Origin of the sequence: Microvirga thermotolerans, from assembly GCF_009363855.1 — a bacterium.
Classification (GTDB): Bacteria; Pseudomonadota; Alphaproteobacteria; order Rhizobiales; family Beijerinckiaceae; genus Microvirga; species Microvirga thermotolerans.
Genome location: NZ_CP045423.1, coordinates 1,672,128 through 1,694,253, shown reverse-complemented (window position 1 = coordinate 1,694,253; position 22,126 = coordinate 1,672,128). Strand labels below are relative to the sequence as shown.

General features: G+C 69.4%; 20 protein-coding genes. 7 read left to right on the top strand and 13 right to left on the bottom strand.

Translation table 11 applies throughout. The features are described from left to right. The first annotated feature begins 106 nt into the window (after nt 1-106). Nucleotides 107-4,801, top strand: a complete 4,695-nt coding sequence (locus GDR74_RS07910) for an apolipoprotein A-IV repeat region-like domain-containing protein (RefSeq protein ID WP_152585797.1) — start codon at nt 107-109, stop codon at nt 4,799-4,801. 175 nt (nt 4,802-4,976) lie between these two features. Beyond that, on the top strand, nt 4,977-5,330 hold the full coding sequence (locus GDR74_RS07905; RefSeq protein WP_425486950.1) for a DUF1330 domain-containing protein: 354 nt from the start codon (nt 4,977-4,979) through the stop codon (nt 5,328-5,330). Nucleotides 5,331-5,491: 161 nt separating this feature from the next. Here GDR74_RS07905 and GDR74_RS07900 read toward each other — a convergent pair whose 3' ends face one another. The 4 genes from GDR74_RS07900 to GDR74_RS07885 are packed head-to-tail and all read right to left on the bottom strand — an operon-like array spanning nt 5,492 to nt 9,452. Next, on the bottom strand, nt 5,492-6,157 hold the full coding sequence (locus tag GDR74_RS07900; RefSeq protein ID WP_152585796.1) for an ABC-type transport auxiliary lipoprotein family protein: 666 nt from the start codon (nt 6,155-6,157) through the stop codon (nt 5,492-5,494). A 12-nt stretch (nt 6,158-6,169) separates the two neighbouring features. Beyond that, nucleotides 6,170-7,498, bottom strand: a complete 1,329-nt coding sequence (locus GDR74_RS07895; RefSeq protein ID WP_152585795.1) for an MlaD family protein — start codon at nt 7,496-7,498, stop codon at nt 6,170-6,172. 8 nt (nt 7,499-7,506) lie between these two features. After that, nucleotides 7,507-8,304 (bottom strand): ABC transporter ATP-binding protein, encoded by a 798-nt coding sequence (locus GDR74_RS07890; protein ID WP_152585794.1) that lies wholly within the window; start codon nt 8,302-8,304, stop codon nt 7,507-7,509. 2 nt (nt 8,305-8,306) lie between these two features. Next, nucleotides 8,307-9,452: an ABC transporter permease gene (locus tag GDR74_RS07885; protein WP_425486949.1), complete on the bottom strand. Its 1,146-nt coding sequence runs from the start codon at nt 9,450-9,452 to the stop codon at nt 8,307-8,309. Between the two features lie 84 nt (nt 9,453-9,536). Here GDR74_RS07885 and dgcA point away from each other — a divergent pair, with 84 nt between their 5' ends. Further along, nucleotides 9,537-10,520: an N-acetyl-D-Glu racemase DgcA gene (gene dgcA / locus GDR74_RS07880; protein WP_152585792.1), complete on the top strand. Its 984-nt coding sequence runs from the start codon at nt 9,537-9,539 to the stop codon at nt 10,518-10,520. On the opposite strand, the gene GDR74_RS07875 is transcribed toward dgcA, so the two are convergent. After that, nucleotides 10,490-11,671, bottom strand: coding sequence for an MFS transporter (locus tag GDR74_RS07875; RefSeq protein WP_152585791.1), 1,182 nt, complete (start codon nt 11,669-11,671; stop codon nt 10,490-10,492). The genes dgcA and GDR74_RS07875 overlap by 31 nt on opposite strands. Before the next feature lie 106 nt (nt 11,672-11,777). Between GDR74_RS07875 and GDR74_RS07870 the strand changes: the two genes are divergently transcribed. Next, on the top strand, nt 11,778-12,257 hold the full coding sequence (locus tag GDR74_RS07870; RefSeq protein WP_152585790.1) for a hypothetical protein: 480 nt from the start codon (nt 11,778-11,780) through the stop codon (nt 12,255-12,257). An 11-nt stretch (nt 12,258-12,268) separates the two neighbouring features. On the opposite strand, the gene GDR74_RS07865 is transcribed toward GDR74_RS07870, so the two are convergent. Together GDR74_RS07865 and GDR74_RS07860 are read right to left on the bottom strand one after the other, a co-directional pair. Beyond that, nucleotides 12,269-13,276, bottom strand: a complete 1,008-nt coding sequence (locus tag GDR74_RS07865; RefSeq protein ID WP_152585789.1) for a glycosyltransferase family 4 protein — start codon at nt 13,274-13,276, stop codon at nt 12,269-12,271. Continuing rightward, on the bottom strand, nt 13,276-14,082 hold the full coding sequence (locus GDR74_RS07860; RefSeq protein ID WP_152585788.1) for a UDP-2,3-diacylglucosamine diphosphatase: 807 nt from the start codon (nt 14,080-14,082) through the stop codon (nt 13,276-13,278). Before GDR74_RS07860 ends, GDR74_RS07865 begins: the two co-directional genes overlap by 1 nt. A gap of 207 nt (nt 14,083-14,289) precedes the next feature. On the opposite strand from GDR74_RS07860, the gene GDR74_RS07855 reads away from it, so the two are divergent. Both GDR74_RS07855 and GDR74_RS07850 read left to right on the top strand, forming a co-directional pair. Then, on the top strand, nt 14,290-15,213 hold the full coding sequence (locus GDR74_RS07855) for a DMT family transporter (protein ID WP_194164670.1): 924 nt from the start codon (nt 14,290-14,292) through the stop codon (nt 15,211-15,213). Between the two features lie 138 nt (nt 15,214-15,351). Next, on the top strand, nt 15,352-15,969 hold the full coding sequence (locus GDR74_RS07850) for a helix-turn-helix domain-containing protein (protein WP_152585787.1): 618 nt from the start codon (nt 15,352-15,354) through the stop codon (nt 15,967-15,969). A gap of 174 nt (nt 15,970-16,143) precedes the next feature. Here GDR74_RS07850 and GDR74_RS07845 read toward each other — a convergent pair whose 3' ends face one another. From GDR74_RS07845 to uraH, 6 genes are all read right to left on the bottom strand, one after another. Next, nucleotides 16,144-17,091 (bottom strand): c-type cytochrome, encoded by a 948-nt coding sequence (locus tag GDR74_RS07845; RefSeq protein ID WP_152585786.1) that lies wholly within the window; start codon nt 17,089-17,091, stop codon nt 16,144-16,146. A gap of 230 nt (nt 17,092-17,321) precedes the next feature. Beyond that, the gene (locus GDR74_RS07840; RefSeq protein WP_152585785.1) at nt 17,322-17,756 is read right to left on the bottom strand and encodes a c-type cytochrome; all 435 of its coding nucleotides are present in this window, start codon (nt 17,754-17,756) and stop codon (nt 17,322-17,324) included. Between the two features lie 137 nt (nt 17,757-17,893). Next, nucleotides 17,894-18,211: a rhodanese-like domain-containing protein gene (locus tag GDR74_RS07835; RefSeq protein ID WP_152585784.1), complete on the bottom strand. Its 318-nt coding sequence runs from the start codon at nt 18,209-18,211 to the stop codon at nt 17,894-17,896. 63 nt (nt 18,212-18,274) lie between these two features. Further along, nucleotides 18,275-18,721 carry a peptidoglycan-binding protein LysM gene (lysM, locus tag GDR74_RS07830; RefSeq protein WP_152585783.1) on the bottom strand — a complete coding sequence of 149 codons (447 nt, stop codon included), beginning with the start codon at nt 18,719-18,721 and terminating at the stop codon, nt 18,275-18,277. A 153-nt stretch (nt 18,722-18,874) separates the two neighbouring features. After that, nucleotides 18,875-20,317 carry an allantoinase PuuE gene (gene puuE / locus GDR74_RS07825; protein ID WP_152585782.1) on the bottom strand — a complete coding sequence of 481 codons (1,443 nt, stop codon included), beginning with the start codon at nt 20,315-20,317 and terminating at the stop codon, nt 18,875-18,877. 1 nt (nt 20,318) lies between these two features. Next, entirely contained in the window at nt 20,319-20,672 is a 354-nt protein-coding gene (gene uraH / locus GDR74_RS07820) for a hydroxyisourate hydrolase (RefSeq protein WP_152585781.1), read from the bottom strand. 216 nt (nt 20,673-20,888) lie between these two features. Here uraH and GDR74_RS07815 point away from each other — a divergent pair, with 216 nt between their 5' ends. Further along, nucleotides 20,889-22,115 carry a urate hydroxylase PuuD gene (locus tag GDR74_RS07815; protein ID WP_152585780.1) on the top strand — a complete coding sequence of 409 codons (1,227 nt, stop codon included), beginning with the start codon at nt 20,889-20,891 and terminating at the stop codon, nt 22,113-22,115. The last annotated feature ends 11 nt before the right edge of the window (nt 22,116-22,126 follow it).

Below are 22,126 nucleotides of genomic sequence, written 5' to 3'. Positions count from 1 at the left end.
GTAAGACTCGAAAGGGTTTTACGGCTCGGGCGAAGCGCTTGCACGGACGTTATCATCTGCGCTGCCGGCAGCTTCGACCACCGTCTGTTGCGTCACGAGGGCGATCATGGCGACCGAGAAGAAGAAGATGAAAGATCCGGCCGAAGCGGCCTTGTCCGCCGTCGAGCAGGCATTGAACCTGGACGACGCGCTGCCGACGTCTCCCGAACGGTCGCAGGCAACCCCTGAAGAGCCGCGCCTGCCCGATATCGACGATCACGACTTCACGAAGGGCCCGTTCGCGAGCCTCGACACCGAGATCTCCACGGATACGGCGGACATCCGCGATCCTAAACTGGAGGAAGCGCCCCGCTCCGGCTTCGTCGCCCCCGACCGCAGCGCCGTCGCCAACGACGACCGGCAGAATGTCGGCGTCATGCTCCAGGCCCTCCAGGTCCGCCCCTCCGGACGCCCCTATGCCTTCGCCTTCCTGGCCTCTCTCCTGTGGCTCGGCGGCGCCGCCTTCCTGCTCTACTCGCAGGGCATCGCCACGCCCGAGCAGCTGCTGGCCGCCTACACCGTGCCGCAGCTCTCCGTCGCCGGCGCGGTTCTGGCCGCGCCCATCCTCCTCTTCTTCATCGCGGCCATGCTCACCGTCCGCTCGCAGGAGATGAAGCAGGTCGCGCGCGCGGTCGGCGAGGTCGCCGTGCGCCTCGCCCAGCCCGAGAGCTTCTCGACCGATGCGGTGCTCTCCGTGTCCCAGGCGGTCCGCCGCGAGGTGGCCGCGGTCGGCGACGGCGTCGAGCGCGCGCTCGCCCGCGCCGGCGAGCTCGAAACCCTCGTGCGCAGCGAAATCTCCACCCTGGAGCGCGCCTATTCCGACAACGAGATCCGCATCCGCTCGCTCATCGACGAGCTGGTGACGCAGCGTGAGGCGATCGTCTCCAATGCGGAGCGGGTCCGCAGCGCCATCACCGGCTCGCAGCAGAGCCTGACCCAGGAACTCGAGGCGGCGGCCGAACGGGTCGTCTCGTCCGTGCACGGGGCGGGCGACCGCGTCACCCATTCCCTCCAGGAGCGGGGCGAGCAGATCACCCAGGCCCTCGGTCGCGCCGGGGAGCGCGTGGTCGAGGAAATGGCGAACCGCGGCGTCGAGCTGGTGGATCGCCTGTCCGGCACGAGCGAGGACATCAAGTCGGGCATCGCCGAGGTCGGCACCCGCATCACGACCGCTCTCGAAAGCAAGGCGCAGGACATCACCGGGGCGTTCGAGCGCACCGGAGACGTGCTCACCCGCCACCTGCAGGACGGCGCGAGCCAGGTGACGCGCACCCTCGCGGAGACCGGCCGCGGCGTCATCGAGGCCCTCGCCCAGCAGGGCAACGACGTGCGCGAGGCCTTCGAGCAGACCGCCCGCAGCCTGGAGGACAGCTTCGCGCAGCGCGGCGCCGAGATCACCGAGAAGCTCGCCGCCACCGGCGGCGTCATCGCGGACGACATCAGCGCCCGCACGGCCGAGATGCGCGACCAGATCGCCGCAGCGGGCACCGCCGTGGGCGAGGAGATCGTCCTGCGCGGCAACGCGGTCCGCGAGCAGCTTGCCGCGACCGGCAGCTCCATCGTCGAGGGATTGACCGGCAGCAGCGCCGCCCTGCGCACCGAGCTCGCCAGCACCACCTCCGCCTTCCTGGAGGAGATGTCCGGCCGGGGCCGCACCCTGCGCGAGCAGCTCGCCTCCACGGGCAGCGAGGTCGTGGAGGAGATCGTGGTCCGCGGCAACGAGTTCCGGGAACGGCTCGCGACGACCGCGGCCGACGTCACCCGCGAAATCTCCCTGCGCGGCAGCGAGGTGCGCGAGCAGCTCGAAGGCGCGGTGCGCCTCGCCGACGAGGCCATCGGCACCCGGGTGGAAGACCTCGCCGCCCGCCTCGAGACCGCCAGCCAACGCGTCAGCGATACGGTCACGGTCCGGGGCGAGGCCTTGGAGAACACCCTCTCGGCGACGGGCGAGCGCATCGCGGCCCTCATGGGCGCGAAGGTGGATGCCTTCCAGTCCGAGTTCGAAACCCGGGGCCAGCAGTTCTCCGAGATTCTCGGCCGCCATGCGGAGGAGGCGCAGACCCGCCTCGCCGGCACGGGCAAGGACATCGTCCTCGCCATCGCCACCCAGGGCGCGCGCGTCAACGAGGCCCTCAACCGCACGGCCGAGAACCTCACCCAGACCGTCGAGACCCGCAGCCGCCAGATGGAGGAGACCCTCGGCACCCGCCTGGCCGCCTTCGAGGACGTGATGAACCGCGGCGGCGACGTGGCCGAGCGCATCTCCCGCGACGTGGGCAGCCTGACCGAGACGATCAGCGGCCGCTTCGAGGAGATGGACCGCCTCATCACCGTCCAGGGCCGCGCCCTCGCCGAAACCTTCTCCGAGCGCACCCGCGAGGCCACGGGGACGATCGAGACCCGCCTCACCGCCTTCGAGGAGCACGCCTCCCGCCGGGTTTCCGAGATCGCGACCAGCTTCGACACCATCGTCGAGCGGGTGGACCAGGCCCTCGGCGCCCGCGCCTCCGCCCTCAACGAGGCCCTCGTCGTCCGCACCGGAGAGATGGCCCGGGTCATGGCCGAGGGCGGCCGCGACGTGGCGAACTCCCTGCAGGCGCGCATGGACGAGATCGGCCAGGCCCTCGCTGCGAAGAGCAATGCCATCGCCGAGACCCTCGCCGGCAGGGCCGACCAGATCGGCGAGACGCTGGGCAACCGCGCCGCGCGGATCAACGAGACCCTCGGCACCCGCGCCGAGGAGATCGCCTCGACCCTCGACCAGCGCGTCTCCGCCTTCGAGGACCGGGTGGTCAACCGCCTCTCCGGCGTCGCGGAGGCCATCGAGGACAGGAGCCAGGCCGTTCTCGGCACGCTCGGCAACCGCATCGGCGAGATCCGCGAGATCTTCGACACGCAGGGCACATCGCTCGTGGAGAACCTCAGCGAGCGCGGCGGCGCGATCAGCAACGAGATCGCGACCGTCAGCCGCACGGCCCTGCGCGACCTGGAGGAGCGCAGCAACGCGGTCGTCGACAGCCTGCAGGAGCGCAGCAGCGCCATGCTCGCCTCCCTCCAGGAGCGCACGATGGAGCTGACCGCGTCCTACGCCCAGTCCACCGAGGCCCTGCGGACCGCCATCGAGCAGGGCACGGAGCGCAGCGTCTCGACCCTCGTGGAGACCAACGAGCGCCTGCGCGGCGAGCTGACGGACGTCCTCGGGCGCCTTCAGGATGCCAACCGCCTGCTCCAGCAGGTGGCGGCGAGCGCCAGCGGCAACCTGGGCGCCATCGAGGACGGCCTCTCCAGCCGCGTCCAGCAGATCGAGAGCCTCCTCTCCGAGATCGCCGCCCAGACGGGTCGCGCATCCGATCAGGTGGCCGACCAGGTCGAGGCCCTGCGCTCCGTCTCGTCGGGCGCGATTCAGCAGGCCACCGACCTGGCCTATGCCCTGGAGCAGCGCGGCCGCGCCCTCACCGACGGCGTCCGTGCGCAGATCCAGGCTCTCAACGAGGCGGCCGCCTCCCTCGAGCAGGCGGAAACGCGGGTCAATTCCGCCCTCGCCGGCCGCGAGGCCGCGCTCGCCGACCTCCTGTCGCGCATCAACGCCCGCTCGGAGGAGCTCGAGTCCGTCACCCGCTCCTTCTCCTCCCTGGTGGAGGGCTCCCTCCAGAACGCCGAGGCGAAGGCCCGGCAGGTCGGCGCGATCCTGGCCGAGACGGCCCAGGCGACCACCCAGGTCATCGGCGAGCAGTTCGAGCGCATCCGCACCTCCAGCGGTGCCGAAGGCGAGCGCACGGCGGCAGCCCTGCGCACCGCCTACGAGCAGGCCGCCGCCGAGATGGCGGAAGCCCTCAACGCCGCGACCGCGAAGTTCCGCGACACCATGGGCGAGCTGCGCGGCATGACGGGCCAGATCCAGCGGGAGCTGGAGGCCACCCGCGCGGAGCTCCGCCGCGGCGTCGTCGAGCTGCCCCAGGAGACCCAGGAGACCACCGCGCAGATGCGCCGGGTCGTGGCCGACCAGATTAAGGCCCTGAACGAGCTCTCCGCCCTGGTCTCCCGGTCGAGCCGGGTGGTCGACGCGGTCCCGGCGGCGCAGGCGCGCCGGGCCGGCGAGGCCTCGGTCGCCGCCATGGCGGCGGTGGTCGAGCAGCGCCCGGCGCCCGCCCCCACCGTCGCCCGGCAGCCGGAGGCCAAGCCGGCGCCGGCGCCCGCTCAGGTCCAGGCCCCAGCGGCGCCCGTGCCCCCTGCCCCCGCTCCGGCCGCGCCCCTTCGCCAGGCGCCCCCCGCCGCCGAGCGGCCCGCGCCCCGGCGCGAGGAGCCCGCAAGGGAGGCGATGCGCGGCGGCGGATGGCTGTCCGACCTCCTCAACCGCGCCTCGCGGGACGAGCAGGCCGAGCCCGCGCGCGCCGGACGCCCGGACCGCTCCCGGCTGAACAGCCTGGAATCCCTCGACTCGATCTCCGTCGACATCGCCCGCATGATCGACCACGACGCGGCGGTGGAGCTGTGGGACCGCTACCGGCGCGGCGAGCACAACGTGTTCACCCGCAGGCTCTACACGCTCCAGGGCCAGCAGACCTTCGACGAGATCCGCCGCAAGTATCAGCGGGATCCGGAGTTCAAGCAGACGGTCGACCGCTACGTGGAGGAGTTCGAGCGCCTGCTCGCGGAGGTCTCCCGCGACGACCGGGACTCCATGCTGACCAAGACCTACCTGACCTCGGAAACGGGCAAGGTCTACACGATGCTGGCTCATGCCAGCGGCCGGTTCGGCTGAGCCGGACAGCCCCCCTGAAGCCTTTCGGAAACGCGGCCTCCGGGCCGCGTTTTTCGTTGCCCGTCGACGGGCCCTGCCCTCGGATCATGACCTCGGACGTCATCGACCGCCCGCCGGGGCTCCTCCATGGTTCTCCTGCCCGAACGACCGGGCGGAACGAGCCAGGAGACCTCTCATGTCCGACGCAGCCACACGCGCAGCCGCCCTGCCCGCCTATGCCATCGGCCACCTGCGCAATGTCCTCATGGGGCCGGAGATCGTGGAATATCTCGAGAGGATCGACGCCACGCTCGCGCCTTTCGGCGGGCGGTTCCTCATTCACGGAGGGATCCCGGAAACGGTGGAGGGCACCTGGGACGGGGCCCTCGTGGTCATCGCCTTCCCCGACATGGAGCGGGTGCGCGCCTGGTACGCCTCGCCCGAATACCAGGCGATCCTGCGCCTGCGGACCGACCGTTCGGAATCGACCGTGGTCTTCTACGAGGGAGTGCCCGGAGACCACCGCGCGACGGACGTGCTGACGTGCTAGAGGGGGTTTGCGCTTCGATGGAATCGCGCTCCGCTCCGAGGTCCTGGGTTTGCCGCATTTTCGGACGGACCCGGAAGGCCGCGTCAGCGAAAGCCGGTTCCCACCTCTCCTGATAATGCTCTGGGAAAGCCGGGAGCCGGCCCTCCGCCCCAGCAGGCGCTTCAGGCCGGGGGGATGCTGGCGGTCTGGCCGACCTCCTCGCGCCGAGGGAGGCGGCTCGTGCTGACCCAGCGCACGATGTCGAGCATCACGATGGAGAGCGCCTCGTCGAGCCCCCGCGCCGCATTGGCCGCGTCCACGGCGGCGACCGGGACCTGCGCCCGGAAGATGCGGCCGTTGACGATGCGTCCGTTCGCGTCGTTCACGATTTTCACGGCGATCTCGACCACGGCCTCGTTGCCGGGCGTCGCGACCTCGAAGCGCCGCAGTTCGGACACCAGCTGCACGTCGGCGACCGCGCCGCTGCTCGGGCGCGACACGCCCCGGATCTGGGACGCGTTCTCGAAGGTGTTGATCAGGCGCGTCTGGATGAGCCGGGGCAGGTTGTCGGCCCACTGCCCGCCCCCGAGGAAGGTGATGGTGCCGGAGGCGTCCTTCACGATGATCTGCTGGGTCGAGAGGGCCTGCAGGGCGGCGGGCTCGTTGACCAGCACCTGCACGCCGGAGGCGCCCCTGATCCGGGTGGTCGGCGCGGAGAGGTCGTAGGTCGTCGGCGCGGGCCCGGAGGAGCAGGCGGCCGCCACCATCGCGAGGACCACGACCGGCGAGAGGCGCAGGAGGGACCGGACCCGGTCCGTGGGGGTGGGGAGCACGGAGGACCTGTACATTCGGATCAGAGCTTAGCGGCGGCCATTGTATTCGGGCAGGTTGGGACGGCCACCGAAAATAAACTGCTGTGGATTACGCTCGATGCTGCGCACCGCGCGGCTGATGTCGTTGAGGGTCTTGCGCCCCTCCACGGCCAGCGCCTCGTACTCGCGCAGGCCCGAATCCGTGAAGCGGCCGAGGCCCGTGAGAACGCCGGTGGTGCGTTCGTTCAGGTTGTCCGCCAGCTCGCGGACGGAGGTCGCGGCCTCCTTGATGGTCTCGAAGGCGCTCTTGCCCTCCTCGCCCGAGGCGGAGCCGAGGAACTTCTCGGCGGCCACGAGCACTGCGTCGATCCGGTCGGCGGACTTGTTGAGCTTCTCCGTGATGGAGCGCGCCTCCTGGATCGCCTTGTCCACGTCCGCGCTGCGGCGGCTGAGGGTCTGGGTGAAAACGTCCACGTTGTCCACCGTGCGCCCGACCTTCGCCGGGTCGATGGCCTTCGTCAGCCTGGTGATGTCGTCGAGGGCGGTGTCGAGCTTAGGCGCCGCGTCGTTGAGCCGGGCGACGAGGCTCGCCGCGTCGCGCAGGGCGTCGTTGATGTCCTTGCGACTCTCGCTCAGGCCCTGCGTGAAGTTGTCCACGTTCTCGACGATGCGGGCCACGCGCTGGCGGTCGACGGAGCGGACCACCTCGTCGAGATTGGTGGCGAGGGTCTCGAGCTTCTCCGCCAGAGGACCGACCTTCTCGGCCGCCTGGCCGACCTGGGCGAGGAAGCGGTCGATGCCCTCCGCATTCTCGCCGAGGGCTTGGGAGAACCGCTCCACGTTCTGGACCGTCCGGTTGATGGCCCCCTCGTTGTCGGAGATCACGCGCCCGACGCGCTCCAGCACGTCGTCCGCGCGCCGGGCGATGGTGCGGGCCGTCTCGATCAGGTCCTGGAAGTCCGAACGGTCGGCGAAGATCGTCGGCAGGGGCTGCCCCGGGCCGGCCACCAGCTGGGGCGAGCCCGGCTCGCCCCCCGAGAGCGCGATGGTCGCGACGCCGGTGAGGCCCTGGTACTCGAGCCGGGCCCGGGTGTCGGTGCGGATCGGGGTGTTGTTGTCCACCTGGACGATGGCGACGACCCGGCGCGGGTCCTCGGGCAGCAGGCTGATGTCGGTGACCTCCCCGACCCTGAGGCCGTTGAAGGACACCGTGGACCCCTTGGAAAGGCCCGACACGGAGCCGGAGAAGACGATGCGGATGGCCTGGCGCGTCTGGCCGCGGTCGCCGCCGGAGAACCAGTAGACGAAGCCGAACCCCGCCGCGATCACCGCCAGCGTGAACAGCCCGATCAATGCGTAATTCGCGCGCGTTTCCATCACAAACCTTAAGCGTCGCCGGCCAGGACCGCGCGGGCCCGTTTCCCGTGAAAATAGGCGCGGAGCCAAGGATGGTCCGATGCGAGCATCGCCTCGATGGGCCCTTCCGCCAGGATCTTGCCCTCCCCAAGGGCCGCGATTCGGTCGCAGACCGTGTGAAGGCTGTCGAGATCATGGGTTACCATGAATACGGTGAGCCCCAAAGTCCGCTGCAGGGTCGCGATCAGCTCGTCGAACTCCCCCGCGCCGATGGGGTCGAGGCCGGAGGTCGGCTCGTCCAGGAAGACGATATCCGGGTCGAGGGCCAGGGCGCGTGCGAGCGCCGCGCGCTTGATCATGCCCCCCGAGAGCTCCGAGGGAAGCTTGTCCGCGGCATCCGGCTTGAGGCCGACCATCTCGATCTTGAGCATGGCAAGCTCGTCGAGGAGCCGCTCCGACAGGTTCAGATATTCCCGCATCGGCACCTGGACGTTCTGCTTCACCGTGAGGGCCGAGAACAGGGCCCCCTGCTGGAACAGCACGCCCCAGCGCCGCTCCAGGAGCCGCCGTTCGGAGGGAGACAGCTCGTCGAGGTTCTGGCCCAGGACCTCGATGGTCCCGGCCCGCTTGGGCACGAGGCCGAGGATCGCGCGGGTGAGGACGGACTTGCCCTGGCCCGAGGCGCCGACGAAGCCCAGGATCTCGCCCCGGTACACGTCGAGGTCGAGGCCCTTGAGGATGGTCTTCTCGCCGAAGCCGACCTCGACGCCGCGGACGCGGATGACGACTTCCCGGTTCTCGGCCGAAGGGGGGCGCCGCGTGTCCATGCTCAGTACCTGATCGCCGCGAAGAACATGGCAAAGAGGCCGTCGAGAACGATGACCATGAAGATGGCCTTCACCACCGAGGAGGTCACGTGCCGGCCCAGGGACTCGGCGGACCCGGCCACCGCCACCCCCTCCAGGGTCGCGATGATGCCGATGACCAGGGCCATGAAGGGGGCCTTGATGATGCCGACGAAGAACGTGTTCAGCGCCAGCGCCGCCTTGAGGCGGGAGAGATAGACGTCGGGGCTGATGTCCCCGTAGAGCCAGGCGGTGATGCCGCCCCCGGTGAGCGCCGCGATGGAGGAGATGAAGGTGAGCAGCGGCAGCCCGATCACCAGGGCGAGGATGCGCGGCACGATGAGCACCTCGATGGGGTCGAGCCCCATGACGCGCAGTGCATCGATCTCCTCCCGCATCTTCATGGAGCCGATCTCGGCCGTGAAGGCCGACCCGGACCGGCCGGCCACCATGATCGAGGTGAGCAGCACGCCGAGCTCGCGCAGGACCAGGATCCCGATCAGGTCGACCACGAAGGGCGTCGCGCCGAAGCGCTGGAGCTGGAAGATGCCCTGCTGCGCGATGATGCAGCCGACGAGGAACGAGATCAGGACGATGATGGGCACGCCGCGATAGGCGATCTGCTCCATCTGGTTGACCACCGCGGTTCCGCGGAAGCGGCGCGGGTTGAGGACCACGCGGACGAGGGCCGAGACCAGCTCGCCCAGGAAGGCGACGCCGTCGATGAGGTCCTTCCCGGCACCGTGGACGGTCTTGCCCACGTCCACCAGGAAATCCATGACCTTGGACCGCCTGACGACCTTCTGCTCCTGGAAGCCGCGATAGGCGACCTCGTCCAGCAGGATCTGCTGCTCGGACGAGGCGTTGGCGAAATCGGCGGTGAGTCCCCGCTCCCCCAGCTCGTGGCGGGTCCTGTCGAGCACCCAGGCGCCCAGGGTGTCGAGGCGTCCCACCTGGCCGAGATCGATGATGACGCGATGATAGTCCGCGCCGGCCGCGATCTCCGCCGCCAGCGACTCCACCCGCGCGGAGTTCTCGGCGATCCAGTGCCCGGCGAGCCTCGCCGTCACCTGGTCGCCGGCTCCTTCGATTTCGACTTGCGGCTCTTGAGCCAAGATGCTCTGCGCCACGATCATCCTTCCGGCACCGATTCCGTTTGGTGATAGCGTGTCGCCAAGGCACAAGTCGAGCCGAAGTTAAGAAAAGAGGCCAGAATGCGTCAGTTGACCGTCACCGTGGACCGGTTCCCCATCGCCGGAAAGTTCACCATTGCCCGCGGATCGCGGACCGAGGCCGTGGTGGTCACGGCGACGATCCGGGAGGACGGGGCGACGGGCCGGGGCGAATGCGTGCCCTACGCCCGCTACGGGGAGACCGTCGAAGGGGTGGCGGCGGCCATCGAGGCCCTGAGGCCGCAGATCGAGGCCGGCATGACCCGGGAGGCGCTCCAGGCCGCCATGCCCGCGGGCGCGGCCCGCAACGCCCTCGACTGCGCCCTGTGGGACCTGGACGCCAAGCGCTCGGGCGTCCGCGCCCACGTGACCGCGGGCGTGACCCGGTGGCCCGCCGCGACCACCGCCTACACCATCAGCCTCGACACGCCGGAGGCCATGGCCGAGGCGGCCGCGAAGGCGGCGGACCGGCCGATCCTGAAGGTGAAGTTCGGCGCTCCCGGCGGAGACCTGGAGCGGATCGCCGCCGTCCGCCGGGCCGCTCCCGGGGCGACCCTCATCGCCGACGCCAACGAGGGCTGGACCGAGGACAACCTCGCCGCGCACTTCGCCGCCTGCGCGGAGGCGGGCTTCGCCCTCGTGGAGCAGCCTCTCCCGGCCGCGAACGACGGTTTTCTGGGGAAGGTCTCCCGCCCGGTCGCGATCTGCGCCGACGAGAGCGTCCACGACCGGGCGAGCCTCGACCGGCTGGTCGGGCTCTACGACGCAGTGAACATCAAGCTCGACAAGACGGGCGGCCTCACCGAGGCGCTCGCCCTGGCCGACGCGGCGCAGGAGCGCGGCTTCTCGCTCATGATCGGCTGCATGGTCGGCACATCGCTGGCCATGGCGCCGGCCCTGGTGCTCGCGCCCCGCGCCCGCTTCGTGGACCTCGACGGCCCGCTCCTTCTCGCGCAGGACCGCGAGCCCGGCCTGAGGTACGAGGGCAGCGTCGTCTACCCGCCGGAACCGGCCCTCTGGGGCTGAGCCTTCAGCATCCGCCCGGCGGCGAAGGTGAGGAGGAAGCCCGCGGCGCCGAGCGGCGCCATGGCCGCGAACACGGCCGCCCCGGCCTCCTTGTAGATCATCCCGCTGGCGATGGTGGAGGCGGCGGTGAACAGGGCCGCGAGGGAGCCGTAGATGCCCTGGGCGCGGCCCTTGGCGTGGGGCGGAGCCAGGGCGGTCAGAGCCGCCATGGCGCCGATGTGCGATGCGCCGAAGGTAAGGCTGTGGAGGGTCTGGAGACCGAGCGTCACGGCCGGCCCGGGATGCAGGGACATCATGCCGAACCGGAACGTCGCGGCGGCGGATCCGATCAGGATCAGGCCCAGGCCCGACGTGCGGCCGACCGCGCTGCCGAGCATCATGAACACGACGATCTCCGCGATCACGCCGGCCGCCCAGAAATAGCCGATGACCGAATCCGCGAAGCCCTGGGACTGCCAGTAGATGCTGGCGAAGGCGTTGAGCGCCCCGTGGGCGCCCTGCGTCATCGCCGCGCCGATCATGACGAGCCACAGCACGAGGGGCAGCCCCGCGGCGGACGCCGCCTGCCGATCGTCCTTCGACGGCCGGTCCGCCCCGTGCGCCGGGACGGCGGCCAGGGTCGCGCCGATCCCGAGAAGGGGGATGACCGTGAGGGCGACGGGGATCGCGTCGGCGCCGAACGCGCCGACCAGATAGCCGGCGACGATGTTGGCGACGAAGAACGAGATCGAGCCCCAGCCCCGGAGGCGGCCGTAATGGAGACCCGGGTCGCGCTGCACGGCAACCGTGGTCACGAGGTCGTTGCCCGGGATCACTGCCGCCTGGGCCACCGCCACGAGGCCGACGAGGCCGACGATGACGATGTCGTTCGTCGCGAGCAGGAGGAGCGGGAAGACCGCCATCTGCCCCAGATGGCTCGCAAGCAGCAGCCGGCGCGGCCCGAATGAGCGGTCGGCGAGGCTCAGCAGCGGGGCGGTGGCGAGGATCCTCACCACGATGGGAATCGCCACCACGATCCCGATCAGCGCCGGGTCCAGGTCGCGGCTTTTCAGCCAGAGGGGGAAGAACGGGAGGTAGAAGCCGTGGCTGAAGAAACTCGCGGCATGGAGGGCCGAAAGGCGGATTGCGGCGGCGGACGGGAGCGAGGGCACGGCGTAAGGTCGTTGATAACGTTAAGGAAGGCCTTGAGCCGCCCCCGGCTTTCGAAACACTGAAGGCGTCGAGAATCGGAGGTCGAGGCCGCGAATGGGTGCCACCATGCCGGATGAAGAGCCGCCCGTCACGTTCGGTCCCGGGGATTACGAGGCCATCGAGGCGGCGGTCATGGAAACGACCCGCGGACGCTGGTTCCTGAGGGAGTACGCCCGGCGGAACCGCACCGCGGACACGGAAGCGGTCCTGGCGGCGGTGGCGCGCCTCGAGAAGAAGATCGCCGACGAGTCGACGGCCCGCACCATGGACCGGATCCGCGCGAGCCTCCTCGACATGGCGGGCGCCATCGAGGACACGAAGGCCGACATTGCGGCGCCCTCCCCGGAGCCGCCCCCGCCTCCGGCCGGGAACGAGGAGGCGGCCCGTCGCATCGCCCGCATCCTCGAGACCCTGCGCTTCCTGGAGGGCCGGATCCGGACCATGATCGCGCTCTGCGACGGCGACGAGGCGCCGCCGGAGGCAGCCCCGGAACGGATCGCGGCGGGCTTCGCGGCGAATGAGACGACACCCGCCTTCCTCAACTGAGAAGGCACGGGTCAGGCCGCGCCGCAGGCCGCCTCGATGTTGGAGAAGAACTGGCGGGCGCTCTCGCGCCACGTGAAGGTCTCGCCGTAGGCCCGGCATCGGTCGCGGGGAATGCCGAGGGCGGCAAGGGCCGCCCGCCGCAGGTCGGCGTCGAGGACGCCGCAGCCGGAGGTCCCGATCACGTCGCGGGGGCCGGTCACCGGGTAGGCCGCGACGGGCAGGCCTGAGGCCAGGGCCTCCAGAAGCACGATGCCGAAGGTGTCCGTGAGGCTCGGGAACACGAACACGTCCGCCGAGGCATAGACCCGGGCCAGGGGCTCGCCCGCGAGGGCGCCGAGGAAGCGCACGCCGGGATGCGCCCTCTCCAGGGCCGCGCGGGAGGGCCCGTCGCCGACCACGACCTTCGTGCCCGGCAGGTCAAGGGACAGGAAGGCGCCGAGGTTCTTCTCCACCGCGACCCGTCCGACATAGAGGAAGACGGGACGGGGAAGGTCGAGGGCCCGCTCCCGGCGCGGCCGGAAGAGGTCCGTGTCCACCCCGCGCGTCCAGCGGAGGATGTTGCGGAAACCGTGGCGCCCGAGCTCCTCGGCAAGGGAGGGCGTGGAAACCATCACCCCCCGCCCGCCGTTGTGGAAGCGGCGCAGGGCCGCGTAGACCGCGGCCCTCGGGACGGGAAGGCGGGCGCAGACGTATTCGGGGAAGCGGGTGTGATAGCTCGTGGTGAAGGCCCTGCCCTGCCGGAGGCAGACCTGCCTGACGGCGAGGCCGATGGGGCCCTCGGTGGCGATGTGGACATGGGTCGGCCTCACCGCGTCGAGGATAGCGGCCACGGCGGCCGTCCGGGCCAGCGACAGGCGGATTTCCGGATAGGTCGGCATGGGAAAGGAGCGGAAGCGTTCCGGCGTGAGGAATGCGACCTCCACCCCGTGGAACGGCGCCTCCGCCGCCATGTGCTCGAGGGAACGCACGACGCCGTTGATCTGGGGCCGCCAGGCGTCCGTCGCGATGAGAAGGCGCATCAGGCGGCCTCGCTCCGCAGCGACGCCGCGGCGGCCGGAACCGGCATCGTCCGATGGGCCTCCGCCCAGCGGATCATCTCGAGCGTTCCGTCGTAGTGCTCCACGATGGCGGTGCAGGATTCCACCCAGTCCCCCGTGTTCACGTAGCGCACGCCCGAAAGGTCGCGCAGGGCGGCGTGGTGGATGTGCCCGCAGATGACCCCGTCCGCCTCCTGGCGCCGGGCCTCCGCCGCAAGGAGCTCCTCGAACCGGCCGATGTAGTTCACCGCGTTCTTGACCTTAAGCTTGGCCCAGGACGACAGGGACCAGTAGGTGAGCCCCAGCCGCCGGCGCGCGACGTTGAGGTAGGTGTTGAACGTCAGGGCCAGGGTGTAGGCCCCGTCGCCCAGGAGGGCGAGCCAGCGTGCGTGGCGGACGACGAGGTCGAACTGGTCGCCGTGGATGACGAGATAGCGCCGGCCGTCGGCGGTCTCGTGAAGGGCGGAATCGGCGAGCTCGATCCCGCCGAGATGGACGCCGAGATAGTCGCGCAGGAACTCGTCGTGGTTGCCGGGGATGTAGATCAGCCGCGTTCCCTTGCGCACCTTGCGCAGGAGCTTCTGCACCACGTCGTTGTGGGCCTGCGGCCAGTACCACCCGGACTTCAGCCGCCAGCCGTCGACGATGTCCCCGACGAGGTAGATGGTGTCGGCGTCGTAGGCCTTCAGGAAGGCGAGCAGCTGTTCGGCCTGGCAGCCCCTGGTGCCGAGGTGGAGGTCGGACAGGAAGAGCGTCCGCACGCGAATGAGACCAAGATCCTGGGCCATGCCGCACCCTTTCCTGGAAATCGGCCGGCAGCTGACCGGATTCGCATCTCACCCCCGTGACGGATCGCCTGCAGAATTGTGACAGCGGCGGCCGACCCATGCGCGGGACGCAGGGATCCTTGAGTCCGCAAGGGGTTCACGCAGCGGACCGCCCGTGGTTGGCTACCTTTCGCCGCAGCGACTCGAACCCATGAAGCCACCCCCACCGTGAAACCTCTCCTGGGGATTTCCCTCAAAGTCCTCTCCGCCTTCGTCTTCACCCTCATGTCCGCCGGGCTGAAGACGCTGACGTCCCTCTACCCCGTCGGGGAGATCGTGTTCTTCCGGTCGGTCTTCGCGCTCATTCCGCTGCTGATCTGGCTCTCCTGGCAGGGCGACCTCATCAACGCGATCCGGACCGACAACATTCCCGGCCATTTCCTGCGCGGGCTCATCGGCACTTCGGGGATGTATCTCGGCTTCGCCGCCCTCGCCTACCTGCCGCTCCACGACACCATCGCCATCGGCTACGCCTCCCCCCTCATCGTGGTGATCCTGGCCGCCCTCCTTCTCAAGGAAAAGGTCCGCGCCTATCGCTGGACCGCCGTCGGGATCGGCTTCGTAGGCGTGCTCATCATGCTTTCCCCCTATCTGAGGCTCAATCCGCTCTCCGGCGGCGGGCAGAGCCTCGGCGCCTTCTTCGCCCTCGTCGGCGCCTTCTGCTCGGCGGGGGCGACCATCCAGGTCCGCCGCCTGACCATGACGGAGCGGACCGGGGCCATCGTGTTCTACTTCTTCATCCTGGCCTCCGGCCTCTCCCTCCTGACCCTCCCCCTCGGCTGGAAGCCGCCGCCCCTGTCCGACCTCCTGTTCTTCGTCCTCGTCGGCACCCTCGGCGGCATCGGCCAGATCCTGCTCACCCAGAGCTACCGCTATGCGGACACCTCGATTCTCGCGCCCTTCGAGTACACCACGATGATCTGGGCGCTCCTGCTCGGCTGGTTCGTCTTCGGGGATCTGCCGACCGCCGCCGTGATGATCGGCGCCGCGATCGTCGCGGGAACGGGGCTCTTCATCGTCTGGCGGGAGCGCCGGCTCGGGCTCGAGCGGGCCAAGGAGCTGGAAACCGCGGCCCAGCGGCCGGGCGGATAGGCGAACCGGCGTCGATTCCGGGTGACGCAAGGGCGAAAAACCGGACCGGGCCGCCCGCCCGCTTGACCCGCATCATCCGTTACCCCACAACCGGTTTGCGGAACGATTGTTCTGTCATTCAGAACAGAGGCGAGTGAGATGGGCGTCGAAGGCAAGGAGCGGCACCGGGAGCTGGAGACCGGCGCGCAGGTCATTTCCGGCCATTTGGGCAAGACCATTCAGCGGCTGCGCAAGGCCTACAACCTGTCCCTGTCCGAGCTCGCGGAGCAGTCGGGCGTCGCGAAGTCGATCATCAGCCAGATCGAGCGGAACGAGACCAACCCGACGTTGGCCACCATCTGGCGCCTGAGCCAGGCCCTCGACGTGTCCATCGAGCGGGTCCTCGCCACCAGCGACGAGGAGCCCTTCATCGAGAAGTCGACCCGCGCCGACACCCCCATCCTCGTCTCCGAGGACGGCAAGGTGCGCCTGGCGATCATCGGCTGGCTCAAGACCATCGAGTGGCTGCAATGGTACGACGTGCAGGCGGAGCCGGGCGGCGTCCTCGACTCGGACGGCCACCAGCGCGGCTCGGTGGAGTGTCTGTCGGTCCTCGCCGGCGAGTTCGAGGTGGAGGTGGGCGGCGTGGTCCAGCGGGCCAAGGCCGGCGAGACCCTGCGCTACCGCTGCGACCGGCGGCACACGGTGCGCGCGGTCGGCGATGGCCCCGGCCATGCCACCATGGTCTGCATTCTCAAGGCCGCGGTGATGGACTGACGCGACCGAGAGCGGAGCAGCGCTTCCGCCCCTAGAGCGGATTGCGCTTCGATGGATCGCACTCCGCTCAGACGCTCTTGGTTTGCCGCATTTCCGGACGGCCCCGGAGAGCCGCGCCAGCGACCCGGAGGGCCGCGTCAGCGAAAACCGGTTCCCACTTCTCCTGAAAAGGCTCTATTTGGGTTTCTTGTATCCCTCCCGCGGCGGCAGGGAGAGGATGTATTCGGCCATCGCCCTGCGGTCCGCCTCCGGCAGCTGGGACGTGTTGCGCACCACCGAGGCCATGGGTCCGCCGACCGTATCGAAGGTCGGGGTCTCGCCGGTCGTGAGCAGCGTCACCACCTCCTCCGCCGACCAGCCGCCGATCCCGCTCGGGCTCGGGGTGATGTTCGGCACCGTGCCGCGCCCCTCGGGATCGGGCCCGCCCGCGAAGCGCCGCTCGGGAAGGATGGCGCCGAGCGCGTTGCGCTCGCTGTGGCATTCCGCGCAGTGTCCCGGCCCCTCGACCAGATAGGCGCCCCGGTTCCACTGCGCGGACCGGTCCGGATCGGGCATGAAGGCCTGTCCATCGAGGAAGAGGAGCTTCCAGAGCCCCACCCCGCGCCGGATGTTGAAGGGGAACGGCAGGTCGTGGGGCGGCGCCCTGCCCTCGACCGGGGCCAGGGTCATCAGAAAGGCGAACAGGTCGCCCAGGTCGGCGGCGCTCATGCGCTGATAGGACGTATACGGAAAGGCTGGATAGTAATGGCGGCCGTCGGGCGAAAGGCCCTCGCGCATGGCGCGCACGAAATCCGCCTCCGTCCAGGCACCGATTCCGTCCCGCCTGTGCGGCGAGAGATTGGGCACGTGGAAGGTGCCGAAGGGAGACTTGAGCGCATAGCCGCCACCGAGGCGCGTCTTGTCGTCCTGCCCCGGGGTCGCGTGGCACGACGCGCAGCCCCCGGCGAAGAAGAGAAGGCGTCCCTTTTCGGGATCGGGGCGATGCCCGGCGACGGCGAGGGCCTCGGGACCCATCCCGGCCTCTCCGTGGATCACATGCCAAGCGGTCGGCGAGGTGAGCGCCATGAACGCGACGCCCCCAAGGACGACCAGTCCAAGGACCACGGCAAGGATTTTGCGCATTGGATCCCAACCCTCCGCAAGAGCGGGCGCCCGCATGCCGCAGACGCCAATCCTGCAAGACGCCGCGCCCGACATTGCGCTCCAACGGGCGGCGCGGCGCCGGACTAAAGCAGCGGACGCGGAAGCGAACCCACGTCCGATGCTCCAGGCTTTCGCTTTCGAGCCTCTTTACGCGCAAGAACCGGTTTCCGATTTTGCGCTTGAGGCTCTCGCGGGCAGCCTCCGCTTCGCTAGCCGACAGGCTGACGGAAGGTCTTGTGACAGGTGCCGCAGTTCTGGAGAACTTTCGGCATTTCGGCCTTGAAGCTGGCTTCGTCCTTGATGGCGGAATGCGCCGTTTGGACATCCTGCCCGAACTTGGCGAAGAGCGCATCGAACTCCGCCTTCTTCTCCCAGACGGCGGGCATGGCCTTCGAGTTGCCGTCCTTGGAATCGGGCGTGAAAAGGATCGGCCCCGTCTTCGCCGTGTGGTCGAAGGTCTTCAGGGCGGCCTGGACCTGGGCGAGGTTGAACGGCGCCTGGTCCTTGAGCATGGCGCCGATCGTGCGCGAATGCTCGGCGTTCTCCTTCATCAGCTTCTGCCGCTGCGCGACGACATCGGCCTGCGCGAGCGCCGCCGTCACCCCGATGGCCAGGAGCCCGGCCGCAATCATACTCCGCTTCATGAAATCATTCCCCTGTAAGCCCAACGGCCGGTTCGTTCTGATTCACCCCGGCCCTGCGGCATTAGCACACATTCGGCATCGTCCGGGCAATCGGGCGGCTCAACACAACTGTGTGAGGAGAGCGTGGCGCTCGGCGGCTACTCGACCGGCTCGCCCGCCGCGACCCAGTCCTTGAACCCGCCCCGGTAGTGCTCGCGGAGGTCGCGCCCGGCGGCCTGTGCGAACTCGATCGCGCGCAGGGAACGAACGCCGGCGGCGCAGGAGAATACGATTCGCCGGCCGGCCGGCAACGCATCCGGATCGAAGGTCGAGAGCGGATGGGATACGGAGCCGGGAATATGGCCGGCGGCGTATTCCTGCGGCTCCCTGACGTCGACCAAAAGAATGGAGCCGTCCTCGAGCCCCTTCTTGACCTCCTCCCGGTCGAGATCGACGGCGGAAACCGGACCGTTCATGCAATGCCTCCATGCGTCCCCGCGATCATAGGCGCGCGGCCCGCGGGCATGCAATCGGCGCGTTCAGGTGAGTTCGGGGATGCGCAGGACCCAGCCTGGCTGGATCATGTCCGGATCCTTCACGGGCGGCGAGTTCGCCTTCACGATCTCCGTGTACTTGGCGCCCTTTCCCTTGCCGTAGTGCTTCTCGGCGATGGCCCAGAGGGTGTCGCCCTTCTGAACCGTGTACATGACCGAAGGCTTCGCCGGCTGCTGCACCTGGAGGTCGGAGGTGTCGACCTCCGCGACTCCGTAGGTGTTGCCGAGGGAGAGAATGATCTTCTCCGCCTCCTCCTGGCTGACGGCCTGGCCGGAGAGTTTCACCTTGTCGCCCTGGACGTCGATGTTGAACTTGTTCGCGTCGAAGCCGTGGTTCTCGACCTCCTTTTTCAGGCTGTCCGCCGTCGCCGCCTGGGCTCCGCCGCCGAACAGCTTCGCGCCCGCATCCTTGATGAACTTGAACAATCCCATGACATCCTCCTCCGTTCGCCGGCATCGGTATGCCGCTCCGGAACGGTAGACGCGAAGTCGACCGGCACGGTTCCGCTCGCAGCCCTTTGCTCCGCGGCGCGCCGGCCCTCCCCTTTTCGGGATACCGCATTTGCGCGCCCGCTCCTTCCACCCTCAGGCCAGCGACGAGAACACGTCGGCGAGCGAAGGCAGCCGGTCCTTCAGCCGCAGGAGCGCGATCAGCTCGATCTGCACGACGGCCGTGTCGAACTCGCGGTCCGGATCGTGCCGGAGGCGCTCCTCGAACGCGGCCAGGATCTCCTCCTTCGTCCGGCCTTTCACCGCCATGATGAACGGGAAGCCGAATTTCTGCTTGTAGGCGTCGTTCAGGGAAAGGAAGCGGTCGCGCTCCTCCTCGCTCAGGCTGTCGAGGCCCGCCGAGGTCTGCTCGCTGCGGGAATCGGACGTGAGGTCGGCCAGCTTCAGCCGCCCCGCGAGGTCGGGATGCGCGCGGATCAGCGCCAGCTTCTGCTCGCGGCTCGCCTGGGAGAGCACGTGCACCATGGCCGCGTGCAGCCCTTCCGCCGTGTCCTGCGCCGCGGTGAAGCCCTCGTCGTAGGCGCGCTCGGCGATCCATGGAGAATGCTCGAACACGTCGCCGAACAGCTCCACGAAGACCGCCCGGCTCATGGTGCTGGGCTTGAGCCCGGCGGGGCGGTGGTGGCGGATCCAGTGCCGCGCGATGTCGATGCGCGGCGCGGCCCAGACCGCATCGTGGGACATCACGTAGTCGAGGAACCGCGCGAGGGCGGCCGCCCGCCCCGGCCGGCCGACGAGGCGGCAATGGAGGCCCACCGACATCATCTTCGGCGCATGCTCGCCCTCCGCGTAGAGCGTGTCGAACGTGTCCTTGAGATAGGCGAAGAACTGGTCGCCGGAGTTGAACCCCTGCGGCGTCGCGAAGCGCATGTCGTTGGCGTCGAGGGTATAGGGCACGATCAGGAGCGGCCCCTTCGGGCCCGGTTCCCAGTAGGGCAGATCGTCCGCATAGGAATCGGCGCTGTAGAGGAAGCCGCCCTCCTCTGCGACGAGCCGGTTGGTGTGCTCGGAGGTGCGCCCCGTGTACCACCCGAGCGGGCGGCTGCCCGTCGCTTCCGTGTGGATGCGGATCGCCTCGCGCATGTGCGCGCGCTCCTCGTCCGAGGAGAAATCCTTGTAGTCGATCCACTTGAGGCCGTGGCTCGCGATCTCCCAGCCGGCCTCCTTCATGGCGGCGACCGCCTCCGGATTCCGCATCAGGGCGGTCGCGACGCCGTAGACCGTGACCGGCAGGCCGCGCCCGGTGAACATGCGCCACAGGCGCCAGAACCCGGCGCGGGAGCCGTACTCGTAGATCGACTCCATGCTCATGTGCCGCTGCCCCGGCCAGGGCTGCGCGCCCACGATCTCGGACAGGAACGCCTCCGATGCCCGGTCGCCGTGGAGGATGCAGTTTTCCCCGCCCTCCTCGTAGTTGACGACGAACTGGACGGCGATCCGCGCCCCGTCGGGCCAGCGCGGATGGGGCGGGTTGCGGCCGTAGCCGACGAGGTCGCGGGGATAGGAGGTTTCGGCCATGTCAGCTGCCTCGATAGGTGGAATAGCTCCACGGCGAGACGAGGAGCGGCACATGATAGTGCCCGTCCGGCTCGGCGATGGAGAAGCGGATCGGGACGACGTCGAGGAAGGGCGGATCGGCCAGCGGCGTCCCCCCCGCCCGGAAATAGGCCCCGACCTGAAAGACGAGCTCGTAGGTCCCGGTCCGGAAGGATTCGCCCGACAGGAGCGGCGCATCGGTGCGCCCGTCCGCGTTGGTGACGGCCCGGGTCACGGCCCGGCGCGACTCCCCCTCGAGCAGGAAGAGCTCGACGGCGATGCCCCGGGCGGGACGGCCGTTGGCGGTGTCGAGGACGTGGGTGGACAATCGGCCCATGGAAACCCCTGTCGCGCAGGCGCCGCCGCGGCGGCGGGATGGATGAGGAAGAGGGATTGTCGGACTGGGGGCCTCCGCGTCAAGCGGCCCGGGCGGGCGCCGCCCTTCCGCAGGGTCTGCGCCCCCACGGTTCCTGTTGAAAAAGCCTGCCCGCAGGCCTTTCGCAAATGCGGAGGCGGCCCTAGGCTACGACCCGTTTTCGCGATAAGGGGCCGCATGATCGACCCGCAGATTTCCGAATGGATCAGCCAGCTCCTGCGTTGGCTTCACGTGATCACGGCCATCGCCTGGATCGGCTCGTCCTTCTATTTCATCCACCTCGACCTCAGCCTGAAGAAGCGCGAGGGCCTGCCGGCCGGCGTCGGCGGCGAGGCCTGGCAGGTCCATGGCGGCGGCTTCTACAACATGCGCAAGTACCTGGTGGCGCCGCCGGAGCTGCCGAAGGAGCTGACCTGGTTCAAGTGGGAGAGCTATTCCACCTGGATCACCGGCTTCTTCCTGATCGTCTGGGTCTACTACCTGCACGCCGACCTCTACACCGTCGATCCGGCAGTGCGGGCCCTGGCCCCGTGGCAGGTGCCGCTCGTGGGGATCGGCGGCATCGCCCTGAGCTGGCTGGTCTACGAGGGCCTCTGCCGCTCGCCGCTGGGCCGGAACGACGTCGCGCTCGGGGCCGTCCTCTTCGTCTACATTCTCCTGACCGCCTTCGTCTTCACCCGGCTGTTCAGCGGCCGGGCGGCCTTTCTCCACACGGGAGCGATGATCGCGACCTGGATGTCGGCGAGCGTCTTCTTCGTCATCATCCCGAACCAGAAGAAGGTGGTGGCGGACCTCATCGCCGGACGCTCGCCGGATCCCGCCCTCGGCAAGCAGGCCAAGCAGCGCTCGACCCACAACAACTACCTGACCCTGCCGGTGCTGTTCCTGATGCTCTCGAACCACTACCCGCTGGCGTGGTCGTCGAGATATGCGGTCGGGATCGTCGGCTGCGTCCTGGTGGCGGGCGCCGTCGTGAGGCATTTCTTCAATTCCCGGCACGCGGACAAGGGCTCTCCCTGGTGGACCTGGGCCGTCGCGGCCGGGGCGATCGCCCTGGCGATCTGGCTGTCGATCGCGGGCAAGCCCGGGAGCGCGAACCTGGCGGGCGCCCCTGCGGAGGGGAGCCCGGCGGCCCTCGCCGCCGCGTTCGACGAGGCGGTCCTCGCGATCCAGTCCCGCTGCTCCATGTGCCATGCCGCGGAGCCGGTCTGGGACGGCATCGCCGTCGCGCCCAAGGGCATCCGGCTCGATACGCCCGAGAGCATCGCCCGCCATGCGGAGCTCATCCGCGTCCAGGCGGTGCTCACCCATGCCATGCCGCCCAACAACATCACCGAGATGACCCTCGACGAGAGGCGCGCCGTGGCGGCCTGGCTCGCCGGCAAGGACGCCGTCCTGCGCTGACGAAGGGCGCA

Coding starts and splice junctions, on each gene's coding strand:
- GDR74_RS07910 (WP_152585797.1), top strand. CDS start 107: ATGGCGACCGAGAAGAAGAAGATGAAAGATCCGGCCGAAGCGGCCTTG.
- GDR74_RS07905 (WP_425486950.1), top strand. CDS start 4,977: ATGTCCGACGCAGCCACACGCGCAGCCGCCCTGCCCGCCTATGCCATC.
- GDR74_RS07900 (WP_152585796.1), bottom strand. CDS start 6,157: ATGTACAGGTCCTCCGTGCTCCCCACCCCCACGGACCGGGTCCGGTCC.
- GDR74_RS07895 (WP_152585795.1), bottom strand. CDS start 7,498: ATGGAAACGCGCGCGAATTACGCATTGATCGGGCTGTTCACGCTGGCG.
- GDR74_RS07890 (WP_152585794.1), bottom strand. CDS start 8,304: ATGGACACGCGGCGCCCCCCTTCGGCCGAGAACCGGGAAGTCGTCATC.
- dgcA (WP_152585792.1), top strand. CDS start 9,537: ATGCGTCAGTTGACCGTCACCGTGGACCGGTTCCCCATCGCCGGAAAG.
- GDR74_RS07870 (WP_152585790.1), top strand. CDS start 11,778: ATGCCGGATGAAGAGCCGCCCGTCACGTTCGGTCCCGGGGATTACGAG.
- GDR74_RS07865 (WP_152585789.1), bottom strand. CDS start 13,276: ATGCGCCTTCTCATCGCGACGGACGCCTGGCGGCCCCAGATCAACGGC.
- GDR74_RS07860 (WP_152585788.1), bottom strand. CDS start 14,082: ATGGCCCAGGATCTTGGTCTCATTCGCGTGCGGACGCTCTTCCTGTCC.
- GDR74_RS07850 (WP_152585787.1), top strand. CDS start 15,352: ATGGGCGTCGAAGGCAAGGAGCGGCACCGGGAGCTGGAGACCGGCGCG.
- GDR74_RS07845 (WP_152585786.1), bottom strand. CDS start 17,091: ATGCGCAAAATCCTTGCCGTGGTCCTTGGACTGGTCGTCCTTGGGGGC.
- GDR74_RS07840 (WP_152585785.1), bottom strand. CDS start 17,756: ATGAAGCGGAGTATGATTGCGGCCGGGCTCCTGGCCATCGGGGTGACG.
- GDR74_RS07835 (WP_152585784.1), bottom strand. CDS start 18,211: ATGAACGGTCCGGTTTCCGCCGTCGATCTCGACCGGGAGGAGGTCAAG.
- lysM (WP_152585783.1), bottom strand. CDS start 18,721: ATGGGATTGTTCAAGTTCATCAAGGATGCGGGCGCGAAGCTGTTCGGC.
- puuE (WP_152585782.1), bottom strand. CDS start 20,317: ATGGCCGAAACCTCCTATCCCCGCGACCTCGTCGGCTACGGCCGCAAC.
- uraH (WP_152585781.1), bottom strand. CDS start 20,672: ATGGGCCGATTGTCCACCCACGTCCTCGACACCGCCAACGGCCGTCCC.
- GDR74_RS07815 (WP_152585780.1), top strand. CDS start 20,889: ATGATCGACCCGCAGATTTCCGAATGGATCAGCCAGCTCCTGCGTTGG.